Here is a 20,421-nt window from a genome sequence, read left to right on the forward strand (position 1 = left end):
ACGCAGGCGTGCGACACTCAACAGTCACGTCGACGGCACTGGCTGCCCTTTCGCTAGCCGTCAGACGTGGGCTGCCGGCTGCCCGGTGGCGTCGGCGGGGTCCGGGGCGCACTCCCGGTCCCCGCGCCCGGCGGCATTTACAGGCGCTCCCGGGACTCCGCCCGCGTTGATCGTTGGCGGGGTGCCGCAACTGAAATCCGCGGACGTAAGTCAGTGCCTTAGGCATGTGGCGGCAAGACCGGTCTCATCAAATATTGTCGGTGCCTCCTGAGATGATCTGAGTGTGGAGAGCAGGACCGTGTTGGGTGCGGAGAGCGGTGCGGCCGTGGAGGCCGTCGCCGAGTCCGTTGCCGTGCTGGCTGCCTTGGCCGGAGCGGGCGCTGACGACGCCGATCCGCCTGCCGACCCGCTGGAAGCCGCCGATCCGTTGCGGCGGCTGGCGGACGGTTGCCTGGACGGACTCGCCGAGGTGGTCCGGCTGGAGGCCCGGACCGCGGCGCTGAAGGTTCAGCTGGCCGCCGACTACGCCCAGGCGGCCAGGTTCCTGGCCCCGCCGGCGGCGTCCGCGCGGGACCGCGCCGTGCAGGAGATGGCCCTGGTGGCCGAGGTCGCCTGTGTCCTGACCGTCAGCGAACGCAGCGCCGGCGCCCTGGTGGCTGAGTCCCGGGCCCTGACGGCGGCGCTGCCGCTGGCCCTGGCCGCGCTGCGGGCCGGGACGATCTCCTGGGCCCACGCCCGGATCTTCGTCGAGGAAACCGCCGGCCTGGACCGGGCCGGCGCGGCCGGGCTCGAAGCGCATTTCCTGGACCCCGCCGCACCGAACCCGGCCCGCGGCTGCCCGGCCGGGGACCTCGTTCCGGCCCGGTTCCGGGCCAAGGCACGCACCTGGCGCGAATGCCACCACCCGGCCAGCATCGAGACACGCCACGCCACGTCCGCCGCGGACCGGCGGGTCGAGTTCGTCCCGGACCGGGACGGCATGGCCTGGCTCTCCGCGCACCTTCCGGCCGATACGGCCGCGGGGATCTGGGAACGGACCACCGCCGCCGCCCGCGCCCTGCAGGGCCCGGACGAGGCCCGGACCCTGGCCCAGCTCCGCGCCGACATCACCGCCACCTGGCTCCTCACCACCGGCACCGGAACGGACGACGGCGGAACGGCCGACCGCGGCACCGGCACCGGGACCACCGGCGGCACGGGTGCGGGTGCTGGTGTGGGGACGGGCGCGGGCTTGGCAGGGGGTGGTGTTCCGTCGCCGCGGGCGCAGGTCCTGGTCACCGTCCCGGTCCTGTCCCTGCTCGGCGCCACGGACGAACCGGCCGTGCTGGACGGCTACGGGCCGATCCCGCCGTCGATGGCCCGCCGCCTCCTCCTAGACGGCGCCGGCTCCTTCCACCGGGTCCTGACCGACCCCCGGGACGGTGCCCCGCTGGAAATCGGCCGGACCAGCTACCGCCTGACGACGGCCCAGCGCCAGTGGCTCCGGCTCCGCGATGGCAGGTGCCCCTTCCCCGGCTGCGGCAACCACTCCCTGGACAACGAAGCAGACCATATTCTGGCCTGGGCCGACGGCGGCAGCACCGGGATCTCCAACCTGGGCCAGCCCTGCCCGAAACACCACCGGCTCAAACACGCCTCCGCCTGGACACCGGCCGGAGCCAGCAAAGACCACCCGCCGGGCTGGACCTCCCCGGCCGGGCGGCACTACCCCAGCGAACACCAGGACTGGGAACCACCCCGCTGGCCCCAGGACTGGCTGCCCGACATCCCGGCCACGGACACACGCCCGGAACCAGACACCGACACAGGCCCCGACACAGGCCCGCCCGAGGACCCGGAGCCAGGCCTGCCCGAGGATCCGGACCCGGACCTGGCCGAGGATCCGTACCCGGCCATGCCCGAGGATGCGGACCCGGGCCTGCCCCCGGACCCCTTCCCGGACTGGCACCAATTCACCGCCGGGCACCCACTGCCCGATCCAGTGCCGGAATACCGCCTGCTCCAATCCATCTGAACGGCCACCCGTCAATGTCCGGTCCATCAGTCTGCCGCCTGCAGTCCCTGTCCGCCACACCCGCGCAGGACTACGATTTTGCCTGTTGACCAAGTACCCGTGACCAGCACAGACGGGGCAAATGCAGAGCGAGGAAGACGCTGTGACCGGAACGACGATGATGAGTGGACCGCACTGGCGGCGAGTAGTGGCAGCCCTCGCCAACAACGACGCTCGGACCGCCTACGCGCAAATAGTGCTCGGCGCCAAGCTCCCCGACGTGCTAGCTGACCTGAACGACCACCGACGAAACCGGGCCACCACTGCCCTCCTTGAGTCGGGACTCGTCGAACGGAATGCTGCCAACGAACTGGTGGCGCCCGAGGCGATCTTCCGCGACCTTCTCACACAGCAGCCCCGGCGACAGCCGCAAACCGGATTGGCCCGCTTCATGCGGCTGGGGAGGATCGAGAGGTATCCAGCCAACATGACGGAACGGCGGGAGCTCCTGGCTTGGATCGTCAGCGAAGCCATCGAGCCGGGCGAACACCTAACGGAAAAGCAGGTAAATGAACGGCTCCTCAGCTATTCCGATGACGTCGTGATGCTGCGGCGCTACATGATCGACTTCGGACTACTGGAACGGACGCCCTCCGGCTCCTCCTACTCCCGGCACGACGAAGCCTAGGCCTGGAACCCGGCACTCTGACAGCCTCAAAACCTGTCCGAGCGCCAACTTAGCGCAGACGGGACGCAGCCCCGAACCCTTGAGCTGACGGAAGCTATGCCTCAGTGGTCTGATAATGCTTTGCCCGTTCGTCGAGAACGGCGGTGGCCATGGCTAGGCGCCCGGGGAGCGGAACCAATGCCTCCCGGAGCCAGATGGTGTCCGAGTAAGCATGGAACCGGTCCGGATTTACATGCAGTTCCTGGGCTACGGCCAACACTTGATTGTGAGCCGTAAGGTAGCGTGCCGACGACAAGTCGTTCCGTCGCCGGTGCAGCTCCAAGCGCACATCCATCTTGGCCAGATCGCGGGCCGCCTCTGCTTGGGCTCCTTCGTCAAAATCCAGCAATCCGAGCGGGGACCGATCGTCGACTACGATGATCTGTTTGCTGTGCAGGTCTCCGTGAGACCACACCAGCGGATCCGGGGCCGTCCGAAGCAAATTCGTCGTCACATCCTCCGCTGCGGCCCGCAAGGCACTGACTTGAGGCGACATTTCCGGCACGTTTTCGAAGTGACGCAGCCAGCGGTTCACGCATCGCCACAGATACGCCGCTTCCACCTCTGCTGAGCGGAGAGGCAGGCTGTTCAGAACGCTGCGTGCGGCGTTGCCGGGCGGGACGCTCAGCAGGGCGACCCACGAGCGCGCCCATTTCTCCCATGCCCGTGCGAACGATTCATCGCTGGTCGTGTAGTCATCCTCACTCAGCTCGTTCAGGGTCGGTCCCGGGACGGTGCTGAAAGCGATGACGTCCTCGGAGCTGCGGAGGATCCTGGGGGTCGTGAAGGTGCCGCCGGCGTCCAGGAGAATGTCCATGCGAGCGCAGCGTTCGGCGGACGCGATGGCCTGCCCTGGCCGGAAAATCTTAATGTAACGGCCCTCCGCCCGGACCACCGCACGCCTGTGGGGCCGATACGTAATGAGTTCGCCTTCCTGGGCTTCCGCCCGCAAGGCGGGCAGTTCGGGATCGTCCAGCGGTACGAGTTCAAAACGCCCCTGACGCAGATAGGCTCCACGGAGAGCGCGGGTCCGGCCCTGGCTCACGACCTCCAGCACGTAGTTTCCTGGTTTCTTGTCGAACCAGGCCCGGCTGACGCGCCAAGTTGTGCCCGTAGCTTTGTCGGCATATTGCGGGACGGGCAGGTACCAGCTCATCGGATCAGCTCCAAGTGCCACTTCAGATTGTGTGACCAGCATGAACGAAGAGCATGAGGTCCAGATGAAGTGCGCATTAAGGAACCCTCATGAATAGACCGCCGTCGGATCGCTCTGGCTGAGTTGGACCGGCTGCAGAAGATCTCGACGGCGGGATGCAGCGCAGAGTCCGCTACGGAAATCAGTGAGGAGATCCGCCTGGAAATCGCCATAATCAACCCAATTCGGGAAATGATGAAGAGCCTGGCCGGCGGGAGTTTCGACGTTGCCCAGCACGGCTACGGCCTCGCGTCCATGATCTGCCAGGGCGCCGACCGGGAGGCCCAACTCCTCAAGGAGCAGGCCTGTATCGGCCTCTAGCCGGCGCACCTACGTCACACCCGCGCGGGACTACGATTTTCGCCAACAGCCGTCAGCCCGCGCCCTGGCCTTCGCGGGCCACCTCTTCCAGAATCCTGGCTGTCGGCGCTGCCGTCATCAGCTGCCCTATCACCTCTGGCTTGTCCCACACCTGGCTACGCAACTTTTCCAGAAAGCCGGTCGCGGCGTCCTTGGTGTCGAAGTCCAGGAGCACGGCCACGCTGTTCTGGTCCTCGGCATCCCGGAACAAGCGGACAGACCGGGCTCCCGAGGCGGCGCGGCCTGCGGGATCGCTGTCGAAGACGTTCTTGAAAGCCTCGTAGTCCCGGACCGGATAGCTAATCTGCAGGGTGAACATCGTCGTTCCTTTCCCTCGGGCTGTGTCAGGAACACGATAGGCCGACCAGCGCCATCCCGGTAGGGCCGGAGAGCAGCTTTGACCCGGTCGGTGACATTAGGCAGCACAGTCGCTACGTTGAAGACCGGACACTAGTGGCCTGGCCTAGGGCGCCGAAAGAAGGACTGAGTGGACAGTGATGCTGGTGCGTGGTTTCTGAGCCGCGCTGAGCGGGGGAATTTGGCCACAGACGTGCACGCGGGCGGTGCCGGATCGCCGTCGTGGTCGGAGGGCAATCTCGTGCTGCCCCTGATCCATGGAGCGACCTACTTCGCCCGGCTGCACGAGGAGTTGACGGCTCTGAAGGCGGGAGACCGCGTGTGGTTCACCGACTGGCGTGGCGACGCCGACGAGCGGCTGCTGGCGGACGGATCGTCGATCGGCGACGTGCTCGCGGGGTTGGCCGGCGCGGGTGTGGAAGTGCGGGGCCTTGTTTGGAGATCCCACGGAGAGCGGGTGTCGGCCCCGATCAGCGGCCGATCCAACGAGCTCCTGAGTCGTCAGGTCAACGACGCCGGCGGAGAGGTGCTTCTGGATCAGCGTGTACGCCTGTTTGGCTCCCATCACCAAAAAATCTTCGTTATCCGCCGTCGTGACAATCCGTCGCGGGACGTCGCGTTCGTTGGCGGGATCGACCTTTCCCACAGCCGTCGGGACGATGCCGACCACGCGGGCGACCCGCAAGCCGTGAGCATGGATTCCCGGTACGGGAAACGACCGCCGTGGCACGATGCCGCCCTCGAACTGCGTGGCCCCGTGGTGGCAGATGTGCTGGCAGTGTTCGCCGAGCGGTGGAACGACCCCCATCCCCTGGACCGACGCACCCCCTACCGGATGCTGCTGCAACGACTGGCCCGTATGCCCCGGCACCCCGAACCGCTCCCGGCCACTGCTCCTCCGCCACCACCGGCGGGCCCCCACGCGGTGCAGCTGCTGCGCACCTACGGCGTTAGGCGTCCCCCGTTTCCGTTCGCGCCTGGTGGGGAGCGCAGCATTGCCCGCGCCTACACGAAAGCCTTCGCCCGTGCCCGCTCGCTGATCTACGTCGAGGATCAGTACCTGTGGTCGAAAGAGGTCGCAGCCGGAATCGCGGAGGCCCTCGACCGGAATCCCGACCTGAACGTGATCGCCGTCGTCCCCCGTTACCCCGACGCTGATGGGCCGCTCGCAGGGCCGGCGGCCCGGATCGGGCAACTGCGTGCCATCAGCATGCTGCGTCGGGTTGCGCCCGACAGGGTCGGCGTGTTCGATCTGGAGAACCGCGCGGGGACTCCGATCTATGTCCACGCCAAGATTTGCATCATCGACGACACCTGGTTCACCTGCGGCTCAGACAACTTCAACCGCCGGTCTTGGACCAACGACAGCGAGCTCACCTGCGCCGTATTCGACACGACTGTCGAAAACCCGGACGGGGCCGGCACGGACAACAGCCACGACACTTTCCGGCCTTTGGCTCGCGGGCTCCGGCTCCAACTCTGGGCCGAACACTTGGGCCTGGACCAAAACGACCCCCGGCTCGTCGACCCGGCGGCCGGGCTCAAACTTTGGAATACCACCGCAGACACTCTCGACCGCTGGCATGAAACGGGCCGGGGCTCACCCCGACCCGCCGGACACGTGCGCCACCACACGCCAGAGCCGGTGTCGCCGCGCCAACGCCTGTGGGCAGATCCGATGAGCCGCCTCCTCATGGACCCAGACGGCCGCCCGCGCCGGCTGCGCGGCACCACCCAGTTCTAGGCAAAGAAAGTCCGGCGCGAAGAGAACCGCGCCTCCATGCAAGCAGGTGCGGAGGCTCTGCGGGGCCACCAAGTGGATCGAAGACGTTCGCCACGGCGGCGCTCTTGCTCTCGCCGTCCGCTGCGCGTATGAGAGAAGCATGGGTTCGCAACGAGACGTTCTCCGCGGACGCGTGGCGGTTGTGACTGGCTCGACACGCGGCCTGGGGTTTGCCATGGCCCGGCTGCTGGGGCAACGGGGCGCGACGGTGGTGCTGGCGTCCAGGTCGGGCGTCGACGTCGCGGCCGCCGTCGAGCGGCTGCATAGGGAAGGGATCGCGGCATCCGGACGTCGCTGCGACACCGGTGAGCTCGCCGAGGTCGAGGCCCTGCGCGACGAGGCCTTAGGCCGCGGGACGCTGGACATCTGGGTCAACAACGCCGGTGCTTCCGGTGTCTTCGGGCCCACGGCGTCCACGCCGGTCGACGACTTCACCGCGGGTGGTGCGCACGAACATCCTCGGCACGTTCCACGGGTCGAGGGTGGCGTTGCCCGTGTTCCTCGGCCAGGGCAGCGGCGATCTCGTAAACGTCTACGGCCGAGGCGACCAGGGGCCGGTGGCGCTGCAGAACGCGTATGCGTCGAGCAAGCGTTGGGTCCGCCAGTTCACCGAGTCGTTGCGGCTGGAGACCAAGGGCACCGGCGTCCGGGTGCATGGCATAAACCCTGGCCTGGTGATGACGGACATGCTGGGGCACGTCACATCCCAGCCCGGCTACGAACATCGACTGGGCGGCTTGCAGGTCGTCGTCGGACTGTGGGGGCAAACCCCTGACGACGCCGCTCGCCCTCTCCTGGACCTCGTAACGTCGGACGCCGCCGAGTTCCGGTATCTGACCAAGACGACCATGGTGACCCGCGGTGTGCGCAACGCCCTGGCCGGACGCCTCCGTCGAGCCAAGCGCATGCCCCTGGACGTCACCGTCCTGGACACGAACCGCAAGGGCTGACGGGCGCGGCTCTCGGCTCGCCACACCGTGATCAGCGTTGACCTGCCGGGCTTCGCGTACTCAGACCGGCTTTCCGGAACAGCGACTTTGGCGAAGCTTGCGATTATCCTGCCCGCCTTCCTCGATGCCCTGGGGGTGCACGGTCCGCTGCCCGTGGTGGGCAACTCGCTGGGCGGCGCCGTCGCCATGAAGCTGGCAGCCGACCACCCGGACCGTGTCTCGGCCCTGGTTCTTGACAACAGCGCCGGCTTCGGCAAGGAGGTGGCACTGGTGCTGCGCCTGCTCGCCGTCGGGCTGCTCGCGGCAGTGCTGCTGCGTCCGGACGAGCAGGCCTCCCGCCGCACCGTGCAGTCGCTGTTTTATGACAAGACGCTGGCGACCGGCGAGCGCGTCGGCCACGCGTTTGCCTTGTCGCAACGGGAGACGCATCGCCAGACGCTCCTGGACGTTGCCCACGATCTTGGCACCATCTCCGGCGTCAGGGCCGAAATGGCGGAGGGACCTGATTGAGGCGCTGGCGCAATCGGCTGTTCCCACGCTCGTGCTTTGGGGCTCCCAGGACCACATCCTTCCGTTCAGCCACCTGGACGCCGCGGCCGCGGCATTGCCGCACGCCGAGTCGCACGTCTTCTCGAAGACAGGCCATATGCCGCAGATAGAACGGCCCGACGAGTTCGCCGCGGTGGTGCAAGGCTTCCTCTCCCGGGTCCTGGCGGGCAGCGCAAAATAATTGGCCCTGGCTGTAACTCCTGGCCATGTTACGGAAACTTTGCTTTCAAGCGGGATATTCAGCCCGCCGTCAGAGAACTTGGGGGTTACACAATGAATTCACGTCGGGCCACATTCTTCACCGCCGTCACCAGCGCAGGTTTTTCCGTCAGCCTGGTCCTTGCCGGATGCGGGGCACAGCCGGGGACCCCGGCGGCAGCCTCGGACCTTGCACTGAGCGGCACGGCGGAGCGGACCGCAATACTCACCCTCCGGACCGCCTCCACTGCAGCACCGGCGGCCACGGCTACCAGCGCGGTACCGGCGTCGGCCGCCACATCGGGGAAGCACGTGTCTCCGGCGCTGAAGACCTTCACTTTCCCAGATGGCCACATCTCCTTTACCTACCCGGAGGCCTGGACGGTGCGGACCGTACTGCCCCCGGACGGCCTCGCCGGAGTTGAGGCGATCGTCGCCGACGCTTCGGGCAACGATCTGCTCACCCTGGCCAATGGCGTCAACGCCGGATGTACGGGCGGTCCCGTGTCGCGTCAGGTCTTCGACCAGGCGGCGGTTCCCGGAATGACGGCGCCGAACGGTACGGAACCCAGCTTCGGCTTCGTTGCGGAATCCTATGGGAAGGGCGACGCCTTTTTCATGGGGCTCACCGATCCTCGGTCGCTGAAAGAAGGCGAAGGCGTCTCGTCCTGGTGCAATCTCGTCCCCACAGCAAACGGCGGACTCTTTACCCGTGTTCATTTCAACGACCCGGGCTTTCCGAACAAGGGCGCAGCCAAAGCCTGGATGGCGACCGATCAGTACGCCCAACTCAAGGCCCTGCTGCTCAGCCTGAACTACGCCTGAGCCTTCGGATCCGGCCCGGCCGCCTCACTGGCCGCCGGGCCGGAACTTTAGGCCAGGGTCCACCAACGCTTCTACAGGCCGAACCAGAGCCCACGGGCAGATGGCCGCCGCAAGGTTTGGGCTCGATCCATTCCAAGAGCGCCAGATCGACGGGAGCCAGCCCACGCTGCTGAAGTCGATTCAGAACGTCAGACGGTTCCAAGCCGCTGTCGGAAACTTCGAAAAAGTGATTTATATCGAGGATGACATTGCGGGGGTGCCCGCCATCATTGCCGGACGGCGGACGCTTTTTGTCGCAGCGGGCACGGTGAATGCCTATGTTGACCTGTCCGGCCTTACCGACAGAGACTTAGAGCTGTCACCGGACGGCAAGACGGCAACGGTTCGGCTGCCCGACTCTCAGCTTGAGAAACCCAACCTCGACTTTGACCGATCCTCCGCGGCTAGGGTGCGCGAATCGGGGCGCTCTCCGCACAGGTAGAAAACTCAGCCTCTTTGGCGGGCGCCCGAAATGCTCGCCGACACAAAACGGCCCCGCACGCGTGTGCGTGCGTGTGAGATGCCAAGCAACTTGGCCATGTGCCTCGGAATTGCCCCCTGAAATCTCGGGGTTCCTGCTGCCAAGCCGCCGGGCAGAACTGTCAGCGTAGTTGGCACTTTTTCGTCGTTGGGACATCGACGCCACATGATTGCTCTGGGTTCGCGCCGTCACTCGACAAAGCGGGTCATAGGGAAAGGGGGTTGGATACGATGTTTCTTAGCAAAAGCATTTACGATAGTTCGCAATTTTGCGCGTTCGGTGTCTATAAATTGCGACTGGTGCTGGTCGAGCATGGCACTTCTGGGGTCAGCCCTATTGATGGCGATTTTGACGGCGTTGACCTGCTTGAGGATGGTCTTCAGGTCCGTCCTGAGCATCGGGTTAAGAGTCGGTAATGGCCTCGTCCAACCTGTAACAGGGGCAGTATTCATGCCGTCGTCCAGTTTCACGCCGGAGTTGATTAGCAGCGCTACAGCGTCGAGAGCCGACATGCACTTCGTCCAGCTGATCTCGTCTTTGGAGTATTGGTAAACAGCTGGGCGATCCATGAACTCAATTATCCGTTCCAGGCTTTCCTGCTCGCTGGGCTCGGAGGTCATCTGGCACCCAGTGATCTGTAGCAGACTCCGTTCAATCCGCTCGAGCTTGCTCGAATCTAGGCTTTCAAGCATGAGCTGGCTGCGAAACGATCCGAAGACGACGTTGTGGGGGTCTGTATTTTTCCAGGTGGGGGGATCGGTTCTTGGCTCCAGCCGAAGGCCCAGGATCCATAACTTTTGAGTTCCGTGCAGTGAGCCACCTGGTACCGTCAGCTCGCCGAATTTTTTCAGCGTTTTTTTCACTTTGCTGATGTTCAGCTCGAGAGTGATCTGGACGCCCAGAGAGCGGTCCCTCGTCAAAAGGTCCACGGCTGGCGTGTTGGTCTTGAAGCAGTTCTCGTTGTTGAGATCCAGGCCACGCGAGATGTTGAGCAGTTCGCATCCCAGCCGTTCAAGCTCGGAAGAGACATATGCTCCTTCTCGCGATTGAGCGGACATCTGTTCGCCCGCGAGACCAAGCAGTCGAAGGATCGAGCGATGATAGTCACCTGGTGTGGGGGCGCCGGACGATACGAGTTTCTGAGTCACGGCATGATCGTACGTCACGCATCGCTGAATCGAGCGCAGCACGGCGAGCTGTTCCGGAGTGAACGACTAATGACGCATCGCCGTGTTCCGCTGGTTCCGTAGGAACTGCATTTCTCAGCCGGGGAGGGAGGGGCTTAAGACGGGGCTTCTGCTGACAACCGTGACGGATTTTGACCCCCTGCTGAGGGCCACGTATAGCTCTTGAGCGTTGTATTGGTCGGCATCGAGCAGGATTGCATGGTCGTATTCGAGCCCCTTCACCAGGAGCGGTCGCGAGAGGACTCGCCGGGCTGGTCGCCTACCACGAGCTCTTGCGGCGTTGCGTACCTGCGTCAGGGCACGGGTAACGGAGAGCCCATCATCGAGGGCAGCGAACTGCAAGGCCTGAAGAACTTCAGTCCATGCTTCTCGACAGTAGATTTTGACGTTTGGAAGACCAACAATTGCCTCCATGGCCGCATGGACGAACCCTGGCGTCGGGCCCGAGAGCGTGCGGTTAATGGCAGCGTAAGCGCTCTGCCTGTCCTGTGTCCGAGTCGCGATGGGCTTGCCCGAGGCCAGACGCCGTCTTTTCGTCGAGTCGAGGTGTGCCGCAATCCCCGTTGCACAATTCACTGCGAACTGAACAGCGCCGGCAGCGATCTCCGGCGCAGTGCCGGTGTCCACGAGTTGGCAAAAATCCTCGGTAACGTTCGAGTCCAAGGCCTCCATGACTGAATAGGACCCGTTGAGGTACTGGGCAGGGCTCAGGATGTCATGGCGAAAATGCCCGAGAGCGACGGTGGAACCTTCCTGCGGCGATTGGAAACAGGTTCCGACCTGTTCTTTCACCTTGAACCGCTGGTCGTTGGGCATCTTCTTCCACTGAACGGGAGAGCGGGTCAGATCGATCGAATTCCCACGGGAGAGGGGGGCCCGGATGGAGAGCAGCCAGGATCCCAGCGCCTGATTGTGGCTATGCCATCTCCATGGGTATACATCAACCGCAACCTCGGGAAAATGATTGAGGACGTCGCCCCTCCAGTTGACTGGCTGCTGTTTTCCGAAATTGAAGAGCCCCTGCAACGGGTCCCCTAGGACCAGCGTGGGCATCATAGCCGAGAACCCGACGATAAGCCGGTGCTGGTCAATAAGGCAGTCTTGGTATTCGTCGACAACGATGAGGTCGTAACTGACTGTCAGCATGCGCCGGACAGGTTCGCTATCAACCGCGCGTGTGGCTGCCACGTGGTAGGCCTGAGAATGGGACCAGTCTGGAGCGGCCGAAACGATGTGCCCGGCAAGCAGAGGAAAATGCTGAATGAGGTCGAAGCACCATGCATCGATGGTGCGGACACTGACGTGCTTCTTGGGCACGGAAAACTTGTCCATCCGACGTCGGAGTGCCTCGACGCCTGCATGCGTGTGTGTGAGGACAAGGACGTTGCCGCCGTCGGCTGCCACCTCGGCCACAACTGCGGCAACCAGTTCCGTTTTCCCGGTTCCCGCTGGCAGAGTAATCGAACCTGGCAGCGAGTCCAGAATACGAATGGCTACGGCTCTGAGAGCAGCCCTTTCAGTCATCGAAGCTTTGCTCCGTTTCCGCGTCGTTCACCTCGGTGTAGACGAAACGGAAAACCCTTTCGAAAGTAGCGCCCAAAGAACCGTCCTTGATACTGGCCCAGTGGTTTACCACGAGAACAGCCAAAATCTCCCCGCCATCTACAGTCTTGAACCACGGGTTCTTCTTGCCCTTGGCCGCCAGCCCGATGGCGTTTCGGACCTCATCGAGTGGTTTGCCGCTGAATGCCGCCCATTCCGCAGGATCTGTCCCCTCAAGCTTGCGTACCGAAAGTTTCGCAGCGACGGCCGAACAGACCGCCTCCTCGCTCATCAGCTCCGCTGCGCTGTCCACCATTTCCCGCAAACCTGCCGCGTCCAGGCCATGGGCGAGTTCATCTTCAAGTGCTCGGCCAGCTTGCCATTGAGCAATCGTGACGCCCGCAGCCTGCGCGGCCGAAACATTAGGCTCTACCTTGTCGTCGTCGTTGTCCATGAGGACAAAGGAGGCGTACCCCAAGTTCGCAAACAAACACGCCCTGTCCGGCGCATCGTTACCGCCCCTCCCGTCAACGACAGCCAGACCCAAGGAAACACTGCTTGCTTGCCCTTGTTCGATGCGGTTGGCGTCCCACTGTCTGAACAACCCGCGAAGCAGGCCCACCTCGGTAGCACCCTCACCGACGACTACTTTTCGTGCCAGCAGAGCCGACGGCGCCGAGCGGAACACCCCTTGGGCGGTCTCCAGTTCATCCGGGACCGGGATCACCGTCGTTAAGCCATTGACAGATCGAACCACTGCAAGATCGCTCGCCTTGAGGCTTTCCACTGCCATGGCCGAGTGAGTTGTGAACAACACCTGAACGGATGTTGCCTCAGCTTTCTGCCGGAGCATGTGGAGCAAGTGGGCAAGGCGATGTGGTTCAAGCCCATGCTCGACCTCGTCAATGGCGATAATTGAACCGCCGGCGACTGAGGCGGACTGAATACCGAAACTGGTCAGCCTCCTCGTCCCCAACCCGAACTGGGTAAGAGGAATAGATCCGTCGTGCAGCATCAATGCATGGGCTGAAGATGCTGAGCTAGGCTCCAAACCCGGCTGAAGCTTAGTGAACGGGGCGCTGCCGACCTCTCGAGCGCTGGCCTGCGCCAAACGGGCCGCCGCAGTAAGAGCCCCTGGCTGAGAGTCGAACACCGCTTTGCGAGCCTGCCGGTGTGCATCCAGAATCACGGCAGCTCCCTGGCGATGTTCAGTAAGACCGCTAAGGGCCGAAGTGCGCGTCCAGCGAAGATGCATGTCGGCTTGGTCATCAATCCGGAAGAATCCCAAACGTTGACGCTGATTGCCACTGATGGTTCGCGTTTCGTCCCCGCCAGGACGAATGACTTCCCAAACGGGTTCGAGGTCCCTGTCTACGGTCAACCGAATCAACAGACACGGATCCGTACCAGGAATTGGATCATGCTCCAGCCTGCCGTCAGCATGGATGCCTGACTGCTCCTTCCCGAACTGGTTCTCCTGAACAAGAAAGTCAGGCAGATCGGCCACTGCTGCAGTGATAACGATCGGAAGGTCGGTGTTCCCACTGAAAAAGTCGGCGTCAGTGAAGCGGAGCGTGTACGTGGGTGACAGAACGGCCCCGAGGGCGTCCAGAAGGGTGGTCTTGGTTGAATCGCCAGGTCCAACCAACGCCAGAAGATCGGCCGTGGTATGCCAATCACACACGCGAATACCTCTGAAATTCCTAATGCTCAGACTCCGCAGCTTCATCCCTCGATTCTCAGGCATGCCTGTGCCCTTCAGATCCCGCGGCGCGCCGCGCACCGCCATCGAGCTGGCCAGGATCGTCACTGGACACAGCCGGGCCGAAATGACTCAAGCGTGCCGGCTAATACCGGCACGGCTACGAAGTCAACTGATTGGCTCCCGGCCGACACGCCCGACCCCAGAGGCATGCACCGCGGATCATTCGAGGCTCGATGACTACCCGCACTCGCATCATCAACCGGTGGGTCGATGATTTTCCCGTGTTTCGCGGTCAATATGGGCGCATTGCCGGGCATCCGCTGATTCACAGTTGGGGACGCGTCTATCCGTAGTGCACTGGGGCAGCCCTTGGTTTGACTCTGTTCGGAACGGACTCGAAGCACTCGCGGCCGCTAGAACACTTTCACCATCGATTGCCGTTGCCTGGAACCTATCGCTGGCCGTCATGACCCATTTTTCAGGGTGCCAGTCCCCGGCGATTTCTGACGCAGCTGTGTCCGGGAGGGCAAATCGAACTGGCCTTGGAACTGCTTCCGGCGTTGATCTGTTCGAGCTTCACGGTTTCGTTTGAGTCATGATCCGGCTCTGCCGCGATATTCGGGTGTGTTGTTTGGAGATCGGTGAATCCTTTCTTACCGGCCCGCACAGGCAGGACAGCCCCTTCCGTTCTTTCGGCTATAGACCGCGGACAGATATGCGTGTCCAGCAGGACAGTGCCAGTAGTACTTGGTTCCAGATCCGGCGACGACGGATTCGGGCGTGACAGCGCCGTTCAGACTGGGATGCCACTGGGCCGCCAGGTGTGGATGTGAGGTGGCCAAATCGTTCACGCCCTTCCGGACGCTTAGATTCGCACATACGGGACATCCTCTTCCGTTGCCTGTGCGGGCCCCTGGCGCCGTTCGGTACTCGTGGCCCTTGGGACATATCCAATCGACTTTTAGGCTGCTTCCGGCCGTGACTTCGGATGGCAGGAGGCTCCCGTTGAGCCGATGGTTCCATTCCGAGGCGATTTTTGGGTGGGTAACATCAAGACTCGTTACACCTGGTATGCATCTACGTCCCGAACAGTACGGGCACCCTCTGCCTTTTGCCCTGTTGTTGGGTGTGGCTTGCCACTCGTGGCCCGAGGGGCAAATCCACCAGTAGGACCTTGAGTTGCCTGCCCCGGAAACGTTCGACGGAGACTTTCCAGCATTCAAGGACGGGTGCCATTGGCGGGCCAGGGATGGATGGGTTTCGGCCATGGAATTGAACCCGGCAAGCGCCTGTACTCCGGCGCAATATGGGCAGCCGTCCCGTCCTCGCTTTAATGCGCTGAACATAGTGTTCAGCGTGCGTTGGTGCCAGTGCCCTTGTTTGCAAATGAAGGTGGCCATTTCGGCACTCTGCTTGGACGCAGCACGGGGGCGGTCACTCTGCCCGGCCACTAACGTCAGTTCGCAAACGTTGGACCACGGCTCGGCAAGTGAGGACTCAAGCAGCTCGAGGTAGCGGCCAAATGGTTCGAGTGGTCGTTGAACTTCTGCGGTACCGGCCCAGTGGGCGGAAGCAACGCCGAGAATCTGGCAGATGGTTGATGCCGGGTGGTTCTGATTTTCAATCGCGTCGCGCACGGTCAAAAAGGCCGGGCGAAGCAGCCTCCAAATTCCGTCCACGACAACCGACCCGCTGCCCGGTCGTAACGCGGCTACCGCTTCCTCGAGCGTCGTGCGGGCTTGGGCGAACGTTCTTCTGGGGTTTAGCAGGGTCCGTTGGAAGGAGCGGTTAGTCAGAAGGTTGGCCAGATCAACCACGGTGCTGTAGTTGCCCGTATCAAGTTTGGGGTCGGCAAGTCCACCATCGTGCCTGTTCACGATGACGGCCAGTTCCTTGACCAATGCGTTTGGTACACGTCCTGCCCGACGCAATCGGCGGTAGCGGAGCTCTGCGGCCCGGACCCGATCATCTATTGGAATCAATAAATGCGGGCCCGTCTGCGGGCCGGTCCACACCCCATGCCGTAGGCAGGCGTACGACTCGCCATGGCCAAATTGTTCCACCCTCTCGCCGCGGGCACAAAGATGGCACATGCTGCGGACAGGCAGACCCTCATCGGCGCGTCGCGCCTGGCCCTCGAACTGCCCATTCCGGAGGTCCCCCTTGATTTCGCACCACTGGACGAGAGCTATTCGAAGCGCAGCCGCTTTGCTCGTGGCGGCCAGCTGACGGGCAGCTTTGATGGAAGAGTCGGCGGGCAGGCCGTTCGCCAGGGCCAGCCGTCGTCCATAGCTTTCCGGTGTTTCCAAATGCCGGCGGCGGACCTTAACGGGAAACGCTCGGCTCATATCAGGAACCATGGATTAACCTGCCAACTGTCGCAAGGCGGGGCTGTCGTCCAGTTGCCCCCTCTTGGTCTCGGCGGCCATGTCTATGGGAATTGCTTCCATGTACTCGCGCGTTAGCGTTTCCTGGGCGGGATCGCCGTCGAGGATGCGCAGCTGGGATCCCCCGACCAGGATCCGCTGAAGTGTCCCAATGTTTCCTCCACTGCGCTTGTGGAGCCAAGCTGCAGTCTTCAGGAGAGACTTTGGTTCGTGTGCCAGGAGAGGCAGCTGTTCTGAGAAGGCCATGACGATGCCTTTCCAAGCCTTCACTTCCTCCTTAGTAGCGTTGCCATAACGATGCATTTCGAGCAGCGTGAATCGCCGGCTGATCTGGTTGCCCCGCTCCCCCGTTAGCAGGCCGCCCCGGTGGATGTTGATGCCCGAGTACACGAATGTCGACGGGACCTGGTTGGACAGGCTTTTGAGAACGTCGACAGACTCACCATTTCCCTGGCTTACTCGGCTGAGATTCTGTAGTTCGTCAACTACTACCAACTGCGTAGAGCAGGTGCGCATTGCCGTGACGACAGCGTGGAGTATTTCCTCGAGCGTGCAACTTTTGGGCAACTCCAATCCGTAGAAGTGGGCGAATCTTCCGATCATTGCCTTCGCTGAAGAGCCGGAAGGCACTTCGACGTAGGCTACCGGGATCTCCCCGCGGCCTTCGAATCCGGGATACTGATGCGAGTACATGGCTCGGAGACCGCGCATGACCGCAATGCATGCAGTGGTTTTGCCAACTGTGGACTGACCCGACACCATGACGCCGGTGCGCCCGGAGGCGCGACCCCTATTGCCCAGCACAGCCAGGCGGACGTTCCGGATGAGGGCTTTGACCTGAGGTGTGGATGCCGTCAGCCCGCCAGCCAGATAGTCAAGCCGAAGTGCGTCCAAGTCCTGGCGCTGTTGCCGGGTAAGGGCAGCGTACTGCTCGAAGCTAGGCAATTCAGGTTTGGCTGGCTTTGCGGCCAGCAGCAGGTTCAAATCCTCGTGCCGATCCAGCCTGACAGCGTCGATTTCAGTGAAGATCAATCTGTCCACCCCTTCATCGGGTCAAACATCTCGATCTCGTCGTACTCTTCCTCGTCGTCGACGTCCTGGGCCTCGGCTACCTGGACCACAGGGAGCACCGCCGGAAGGGGCAGCTTCGCCCCAGACAGTGTGGCAAGGTTTCGGGCGGACTCTTGGCGGGCCAGTTTCATCACATGGCGTTTGCGGGCCGCCGCCGTGTGCCCAATCAGCTCGATCGCGGCCTGGGTGCTGGCCTCGTCTCCCAAGACGCCCTGAGCCGCGGTAATTTCCCGGGCGTCGCGACGGACGCTTGCGGAAAAGGGCCGGGCGAACGCGTCACGGTTCATCCAGTCGCACTGGATCCACCCGCTTTCTTCCGGATCACGAATCCAGACCGCGCTGGGATCGTGCGGGTTGAAGTGGACCGTCCACTTCCCGCCCCGGGCGGCGTCCGGCGAGTCTTGCAACCTGTAGGGATGAAGTTCGCGCGCATCATAGCGGCGGTAGTCAATCTGAATGCCGTCCATCTGGATGGTGCGCAGTTCTGTGGGAAGCAAAGCGATGTAATCGTCTGCCGAGAGAGGCAAAGGCACGTATCCAGTCATTGGAAACATCGCCATGTACATCGAGTTCGGAGAATGAACGATAGACGGCACGAGCGGGTCACGCAGGGATTCATGCCGCATGTTCTGCCAAACAATGGCTACCCACCGTTCGAAAAGCTCCGCCAGCGTATATACGTCGAGTAGGTCATCCTTCTCCGGGTGCTCGCCTCGCTTGTCAGTGCTGCCACCCGTGTAACCCGGCAAGTATTGGGCAAACTTGGTCTTGATCGTGTGGAAGGCTCTTTCAACGTTTGGCTTGTCGGTGGGCGTATGGATGGCCGCGCTTGTGGTGTCGATCCCGAATCGGCTGCAGGCCGATTCGAAGACTACAGAAGCGTAGTCGGATCCGTTGTCTTTCATGATGCGCTGAGGCTTGATGAAAGGACGGGTGGTCTCAAACTTGGATGCCTCTTCTGCCGAGAGGAATTTCGCCCATGGCATCTCGGCCAGCTCGTATTCGTTGAACGCGACTATTCCTTCCGGCCGCAGCTGCCGGGGAGTCAGGCATTGGGCAAGCATGAAGGCCAGGTCAATCCCCTTGACGCCTTGAAGCCGAACGCTGGTGGCAATGATGCTCTGCGTCGCCTTGTCCAGCATGATGACCAGATTTGCCCGTCCGGTCTTTATCTTTCCGCTCTCCGGGTCGATTCCGGTCACCACCGTCACGTCGAAAGGCGAGGTGTCCGTCTGCACCTCGTGCCCGGGCGCGATGGCCGGCCGTGAGCTGAACATGCGGTCCGGCGCGTTGGCGGCGCTCCTGCGGTTAGGCGCGTTCCCGGTGGTGTACTTTCCCCGGGTCAGAGAATTAATCTGCCGCCGAAACGTTCGGTCAGACGGGATGTGGATGTCTTCTCCCGGGTAAAGCCTGATTAGTTCCGCTTTCACGCTGCGGATCAGGCGGTCCACCGATCCGGTGGACCGGTTCGTCTCGTTGGCTATCGCACCGATCAGTACCCCCTTCACTCTTTCGTCCAGGCGGCCCAGGGGCTCTTGCCGTCGCTCCTGCCGCTTGTCTGTCAAACTTTCAATGCCGCGTTCCCTGTAGTCACTGCTCCACCTTGACAAGGTTCGCCGGGAACACTTGACGCCGAGTCCTGCGAGCTCGAGGACTTTACTGTCTATCCGCTGGGTTTGAGTCGTCCTCTCAGGGTCGTACTGACGTCGCCGTTCCATTCCTTTCAGAGGTGTGCCATGCATCATTTCTTCCAGGTGAGCAGCGAGCATAACGGCACGCGCCGAGTCCTTAGAGTCTGCCCACTCCAGAGCCCTCGGTCCGGGATCCTCGATGGTGAATTTCGGCGGTGTAACCAGAAGTGCGGGCAGCGCACTGACATGAACGGACATCCGTTCGGCTGTCAGGGTATGCCGTAGGCCGAGGGTTGCCCCGTGGACTGTTTCGAGAATGTAGTCCCCATCCTCAAACTTCAGAATTTCTCCGAGCTGGATGCTATCCACCGGTGTTCCTTTCAATGATGGAGTGCCAGCCGAGAGGTCTCGACGGGTCATAGGTAAGGTCGCCACGCCAGAGCAAGTGATAGATCCCGGGCAGGTACCTGACTGGTTGCGTTGAATCGAGGGCGGCGGCCAGTCGAGCCAATGGGAGCGACTCTGAAGCCTCGTCAAGGATTTTGGTCCGTATTTTCGGGCCCGGATCTATATATGGATGGCGGTAGCCGGCCAGCCATTCGAGGTTGTGTCTCGGCACACCGGTGAGCCCGTGGAGGACCTGATAGCCCCAGCCGATTTGCTCGCAGACTTCCCGCGTGTTTGCGAACTGAATCTTTGCCCTTTCATCAACGAGTGCCTCGGGGCGGACGTCGTACACAAATTGCCTTCCGGACTCATGTAGCGCGAAATAGTCCGGGTAGTGGCGGGTGCCGTCTCCGAACAGAATGCAAAATGGCTGAGCCACCACTTTCGCCAGACGTAAAGTGTGGTCTAGCTCCATGAGGGCCGAATATTCGGTCATCGATTCGTACCAGATGCGTTCGCCACTGCCTGCACACCAGTAATATCCCTCGTAGTTGCGGCGGTGTTTGTACTTCGCCGGTCTTCGCACCATGCGGGCCGTCTCAATGCCCTGGCGCAACAGCCGTTTGTCAGCGATCGACGAACGCACAGCACCGGTGGCGTCATTCCATGCAATGACGGCACCGGCAGAGGCATTGACCAGGTTTCGGTAGGGATCCGCGCCTCCGGCGAGATTCTTACTCTTCAAGTCCGCCCCTAGTTCTTCTCGCTATAATGTGTGTCTATTAGACATGCATGCTACCAGAACATGAGTGTCTAAAAGACATACTGGCTGCGACATGCGAACTACTCTTCAGGTCTGACGCATGAGCCGCGAGTCCCCCTCCCATCAGGGTCTCGCCGTCGCATCGTCAAACTCCGCAAGGTTTCTCGTTGGTCAGAAGCTCAAAGGAGTGCCTTCGGCTGGAGCAATTACCCATTGCAGGCTCGAGTAGAGCCGACCCAAAAGGATAAGCCGGCAAGCACGAGATAGGAGGACCTAGGAACCCCTGGGGCC

17 protein-coding genes and 2 pseudogenes are annotated in these 20,421 nt (G+C 62.5%); 10 read left to right on the top strand and 9 right to left on the bottom strand.

Going from position 1 to position 20,421, the window contains the following annotated elements:
- The first annotated feature begins 283 nt into the window (after positions 1-283).
- Positions 284-2,014 carry a DUF222 domain-containing protein gene (locus ABH915_RS13915; protein ID WP_370122290.1) on the top strand — a complete coding sequence of 577 codons (1,731 nt, stop codon included), beginning with the start codon at positions 284-286 and terminating at the stop codon, positions 2,012-2,014.
- A 121-nt stretch (positions 2,015-2,135) separates the two neighbouring features.
- Positions 2,136-2,681 (top strand): DUF2087 domain-containing protein, encoded by a 546-nt coding sequence (locus ABH915_RS13920; RefSeq protein WP_370122292.1) that lies wholly within the window; start codon positions 2,136-2,138, stop codon positions 2,679-2,681.
- A gap of 94 nt (positions 2,682-2,775) precedes the next feature.
- On the opposite strand, the gene ABH915_RS13925 is transcribed toward ABH915_RS13920, so the two are convergent.
- Entirely contained in the window at positions 2,776-3,876 is a 1,101-nt protein-coding gene (locus ABH915_RS13925; protein WP_370122294.1) for a phosphotransferase, read from the bottom strand.
- A 231-nt stretch (positions 3,877-4,107) separates the two neighbouring features.
- Between ABH915_RS13925 and ABH915_RS13930 the strand changes: the two genes are divergently transcribed.
- Positions 4,108-4,236 (top strand): hypothetical protein, encoded by a 129-nt coding sequence (locus ABH915_RS13930; RefSeq protein ID WP_370122296.1) that lies wholly within the window; start codon positions 4,108-4,110, stop codon positions 4,234-4,236.
- A gap of 52 nt (positions 4,237-4,288) precedes the next feature.
- Here ABH915_RS13930 and ABH915_RS13935 read toward each other — a convergent pair whose 3' ends face one another.
- Positions 4,289-4,594, bottom strand: a complete 306-nt coding sequence (locus ABH915_RS13935; protein WP_026537151.1) for a hypothetical protein — start codon at positions 4,592-4,594, stop codon at positions 4,289-4,291.
- A gap of 168 nt (positions 4,595-4,762) precedes the next feature.
- On the opposite strand from ABH915_RS13935, the gene ABH915_RS13940 reads away from it, so the two are divergent.
- From ABH915_RS13940 to ABH915_RS13970, 7 genes and pseudogenes are all read left to right on the top strand, one after another.
- The gene (locus ABH915_RS13940; protein ID WP_370122299.1) at positions 4,763-6,376 is read left to right on the top strand and encodes a phospholipase D family protein; all 1,614 of its coding nucleotides are present in this window, start codon (positions 4,763-4,765) and stop codon (positions 6,374-6,376) included.
- A gap of 214 nt (positions 6,377-6,590) precedes the next feature.
- Positions 6,591-6,791, top strand: a pseudogene (locus ABH915_RS13945) (SDR family NAD(P)-dependent oxidoreductase); the annotation flags it as partial.
- Between the two features lie 67 nt (positions 6,792-6,858).
- The gene (locus ABH915_RS13950) at positions 6,859-7,365 is read left to right on the top strand and encodes an SDR family oxidoreductase (RefSeq protein WP_370122302.1); all 507 of its coding nucleotides are present in this window, start codon (positions 6,859-6,861) and stop codon (positions 7,363-7,365) included.
- A gap of 15 nt (positions 7,366-7,380) precedes the next feature.
- A pseudogene (locus ABH915_RS13955) lies at positions 7,381-7,875 on the top strand (alpha/beta fold hydrolase); the annotation flags it as partial.
- Positions 7,769-8,095 (top strand): alpha/beta fold hydrolase, encoded by a 327-nt coding sequence (locus ABH915_RS13960; protein ID WP_370122305.1) that lies wholly within the window; start codon positions 7,769-7,771, stop codon positions 8,093-8,095. The pseudogene ABH915_RS13955 and the gene ABH915_RS13960, both read left to right, overlap by 107 nt.
- A 329-nt stretch (positions 8,096-8,424) precedes the next feature.
- Entirely contained in the window at positions 8,425-8,937 is a 513-nt protein-coding gene (locus ABH915_RS13965; protein ID WP_370122308.1) for a hypothetical protein, read from the top strand.
- A gap of 100 nt (positions 8,938-9,037) precedes the next feature.
- The gene (locus ABH915_RS13970; protein ID WP_370122310.1) at positions 9,038-9,418 is read left to right on the top strand and encodes a DUF4230 domain-containing protein; all 381 of its coding nucleotides are present in this window, start codon (positions 9,038-9,040) and stop codon (positions 9,416-9,418) included.
- Between the two features lie 227 nt (positions 9,419-9,645).
- On the opposite strand, the gene ABH915_RS13975 is transcribed toward ABH915_RS13970, so the two are convergent.
- The 7 genes from ABH915_RS13975 to ABH915_RS14005 form a co-directional block, all read right to left on the bottom strand.
- Positions 9,646-10,605: an SMEK domain-containing protein gene (locus ABH915_RS13975; RefSeq protein ID WP_370122313.1), complete on the bottom strand. Its 960-nt coding sequence runs from the start codon at positions 10,603-10,605 to the stop codon at positions 9,646-9,648.
- Between the two features lie 114 nt (positions 10,606-10,719).
- The gene (locus tag ABH915_RS13980) at positions 10,720-12,168 is read right to left on the bottom strand and encodes an AAA family ATPase (protein WP_370122315.1); all 1,449 of its coding nucleotides are present in this window, start codon (positions 12,166-12,168) and stop codon (positions 10,720-10,722) included.
- Positions 12,161-13,996, bottom strand: coding sequence for an ATP-dependent endonuclease (locus tag ABH915_RS13985; RefSeq protein ID WP_370122318.1), 1,836 nt, complete (start codon positions 13,994-13,996; stop codon positions 12,161-12,163). The genes ABH915_RS13980 and ABH915_RS13985 overlap by 8 nt, the downstream gene beginning before the upstream one ends.
- A gap of 548 nt (positions 13,997-14,544) precedes the next feature.
- Complete coding sequence (locus ABH915_RS13990; RefSeq protein WP_370122321.1) at positions 14,545-16,251, bottom strand: zinc-ribbon domain-containing protein; 1,707 nt, start codon at positions 16,249-16,251, stop codon at positions 14,545-14,547.
- Between the two features lie 3 nt (positions 16,252-16,254).
- Positions 16,255-17,310: a TniB family NTP-binding protein gene (locus ABH915_RS13995; RefSeq protein WP_370122323.1), complete on the bottom strand. Its 1,056-nt coding sequence runs from the start codon at positions 17,308-17,310 to the stop codon at positions 16,255-16,257.
- Positions 17,307-19,349: a Mu transposase C-terminal domain-containing protein gene (locus ABH915_RS14000; RefSeq protein ID WP_370122326.1), complete on the bottom strand. Its 2,043-nt coding sequence runs from the start codon at positions 19,347-19,349 to the stop codon at positions 17,307-17,309. Before ABH915_RS14000 ends, ABH915_RS13995 begins: the two co-directional genes overlap by 4 nt.
- On the bottom strand, positions 19,342-20,112 hold the full coding sequence (locus ABH915_RS14005) for a TnsA-like heteromeric transposase endonuclease subunit (protein WP_370122329.1): 771 nt from the start codon (positions 20,110-20,112) through the stop codon (positions 19,342-19,344). Before ABH915_RS14005 ends, ABH915_RS14000 begins: the two co-directional genes overlap by 8 nt.
- Positions 20,113-20,421: the final 309 nt, after the last annotated feature.

The sequence above is a fragment of the Arthrobacter sp. MW3 TE3886 genome (assembly GCF_041262145.1).
Classification (GTDB): domain Bacteria; phylum Actinomycetota; class Actinomycetes; order Actinomycetales; family Micrococcaceae; genus Arthrobacter.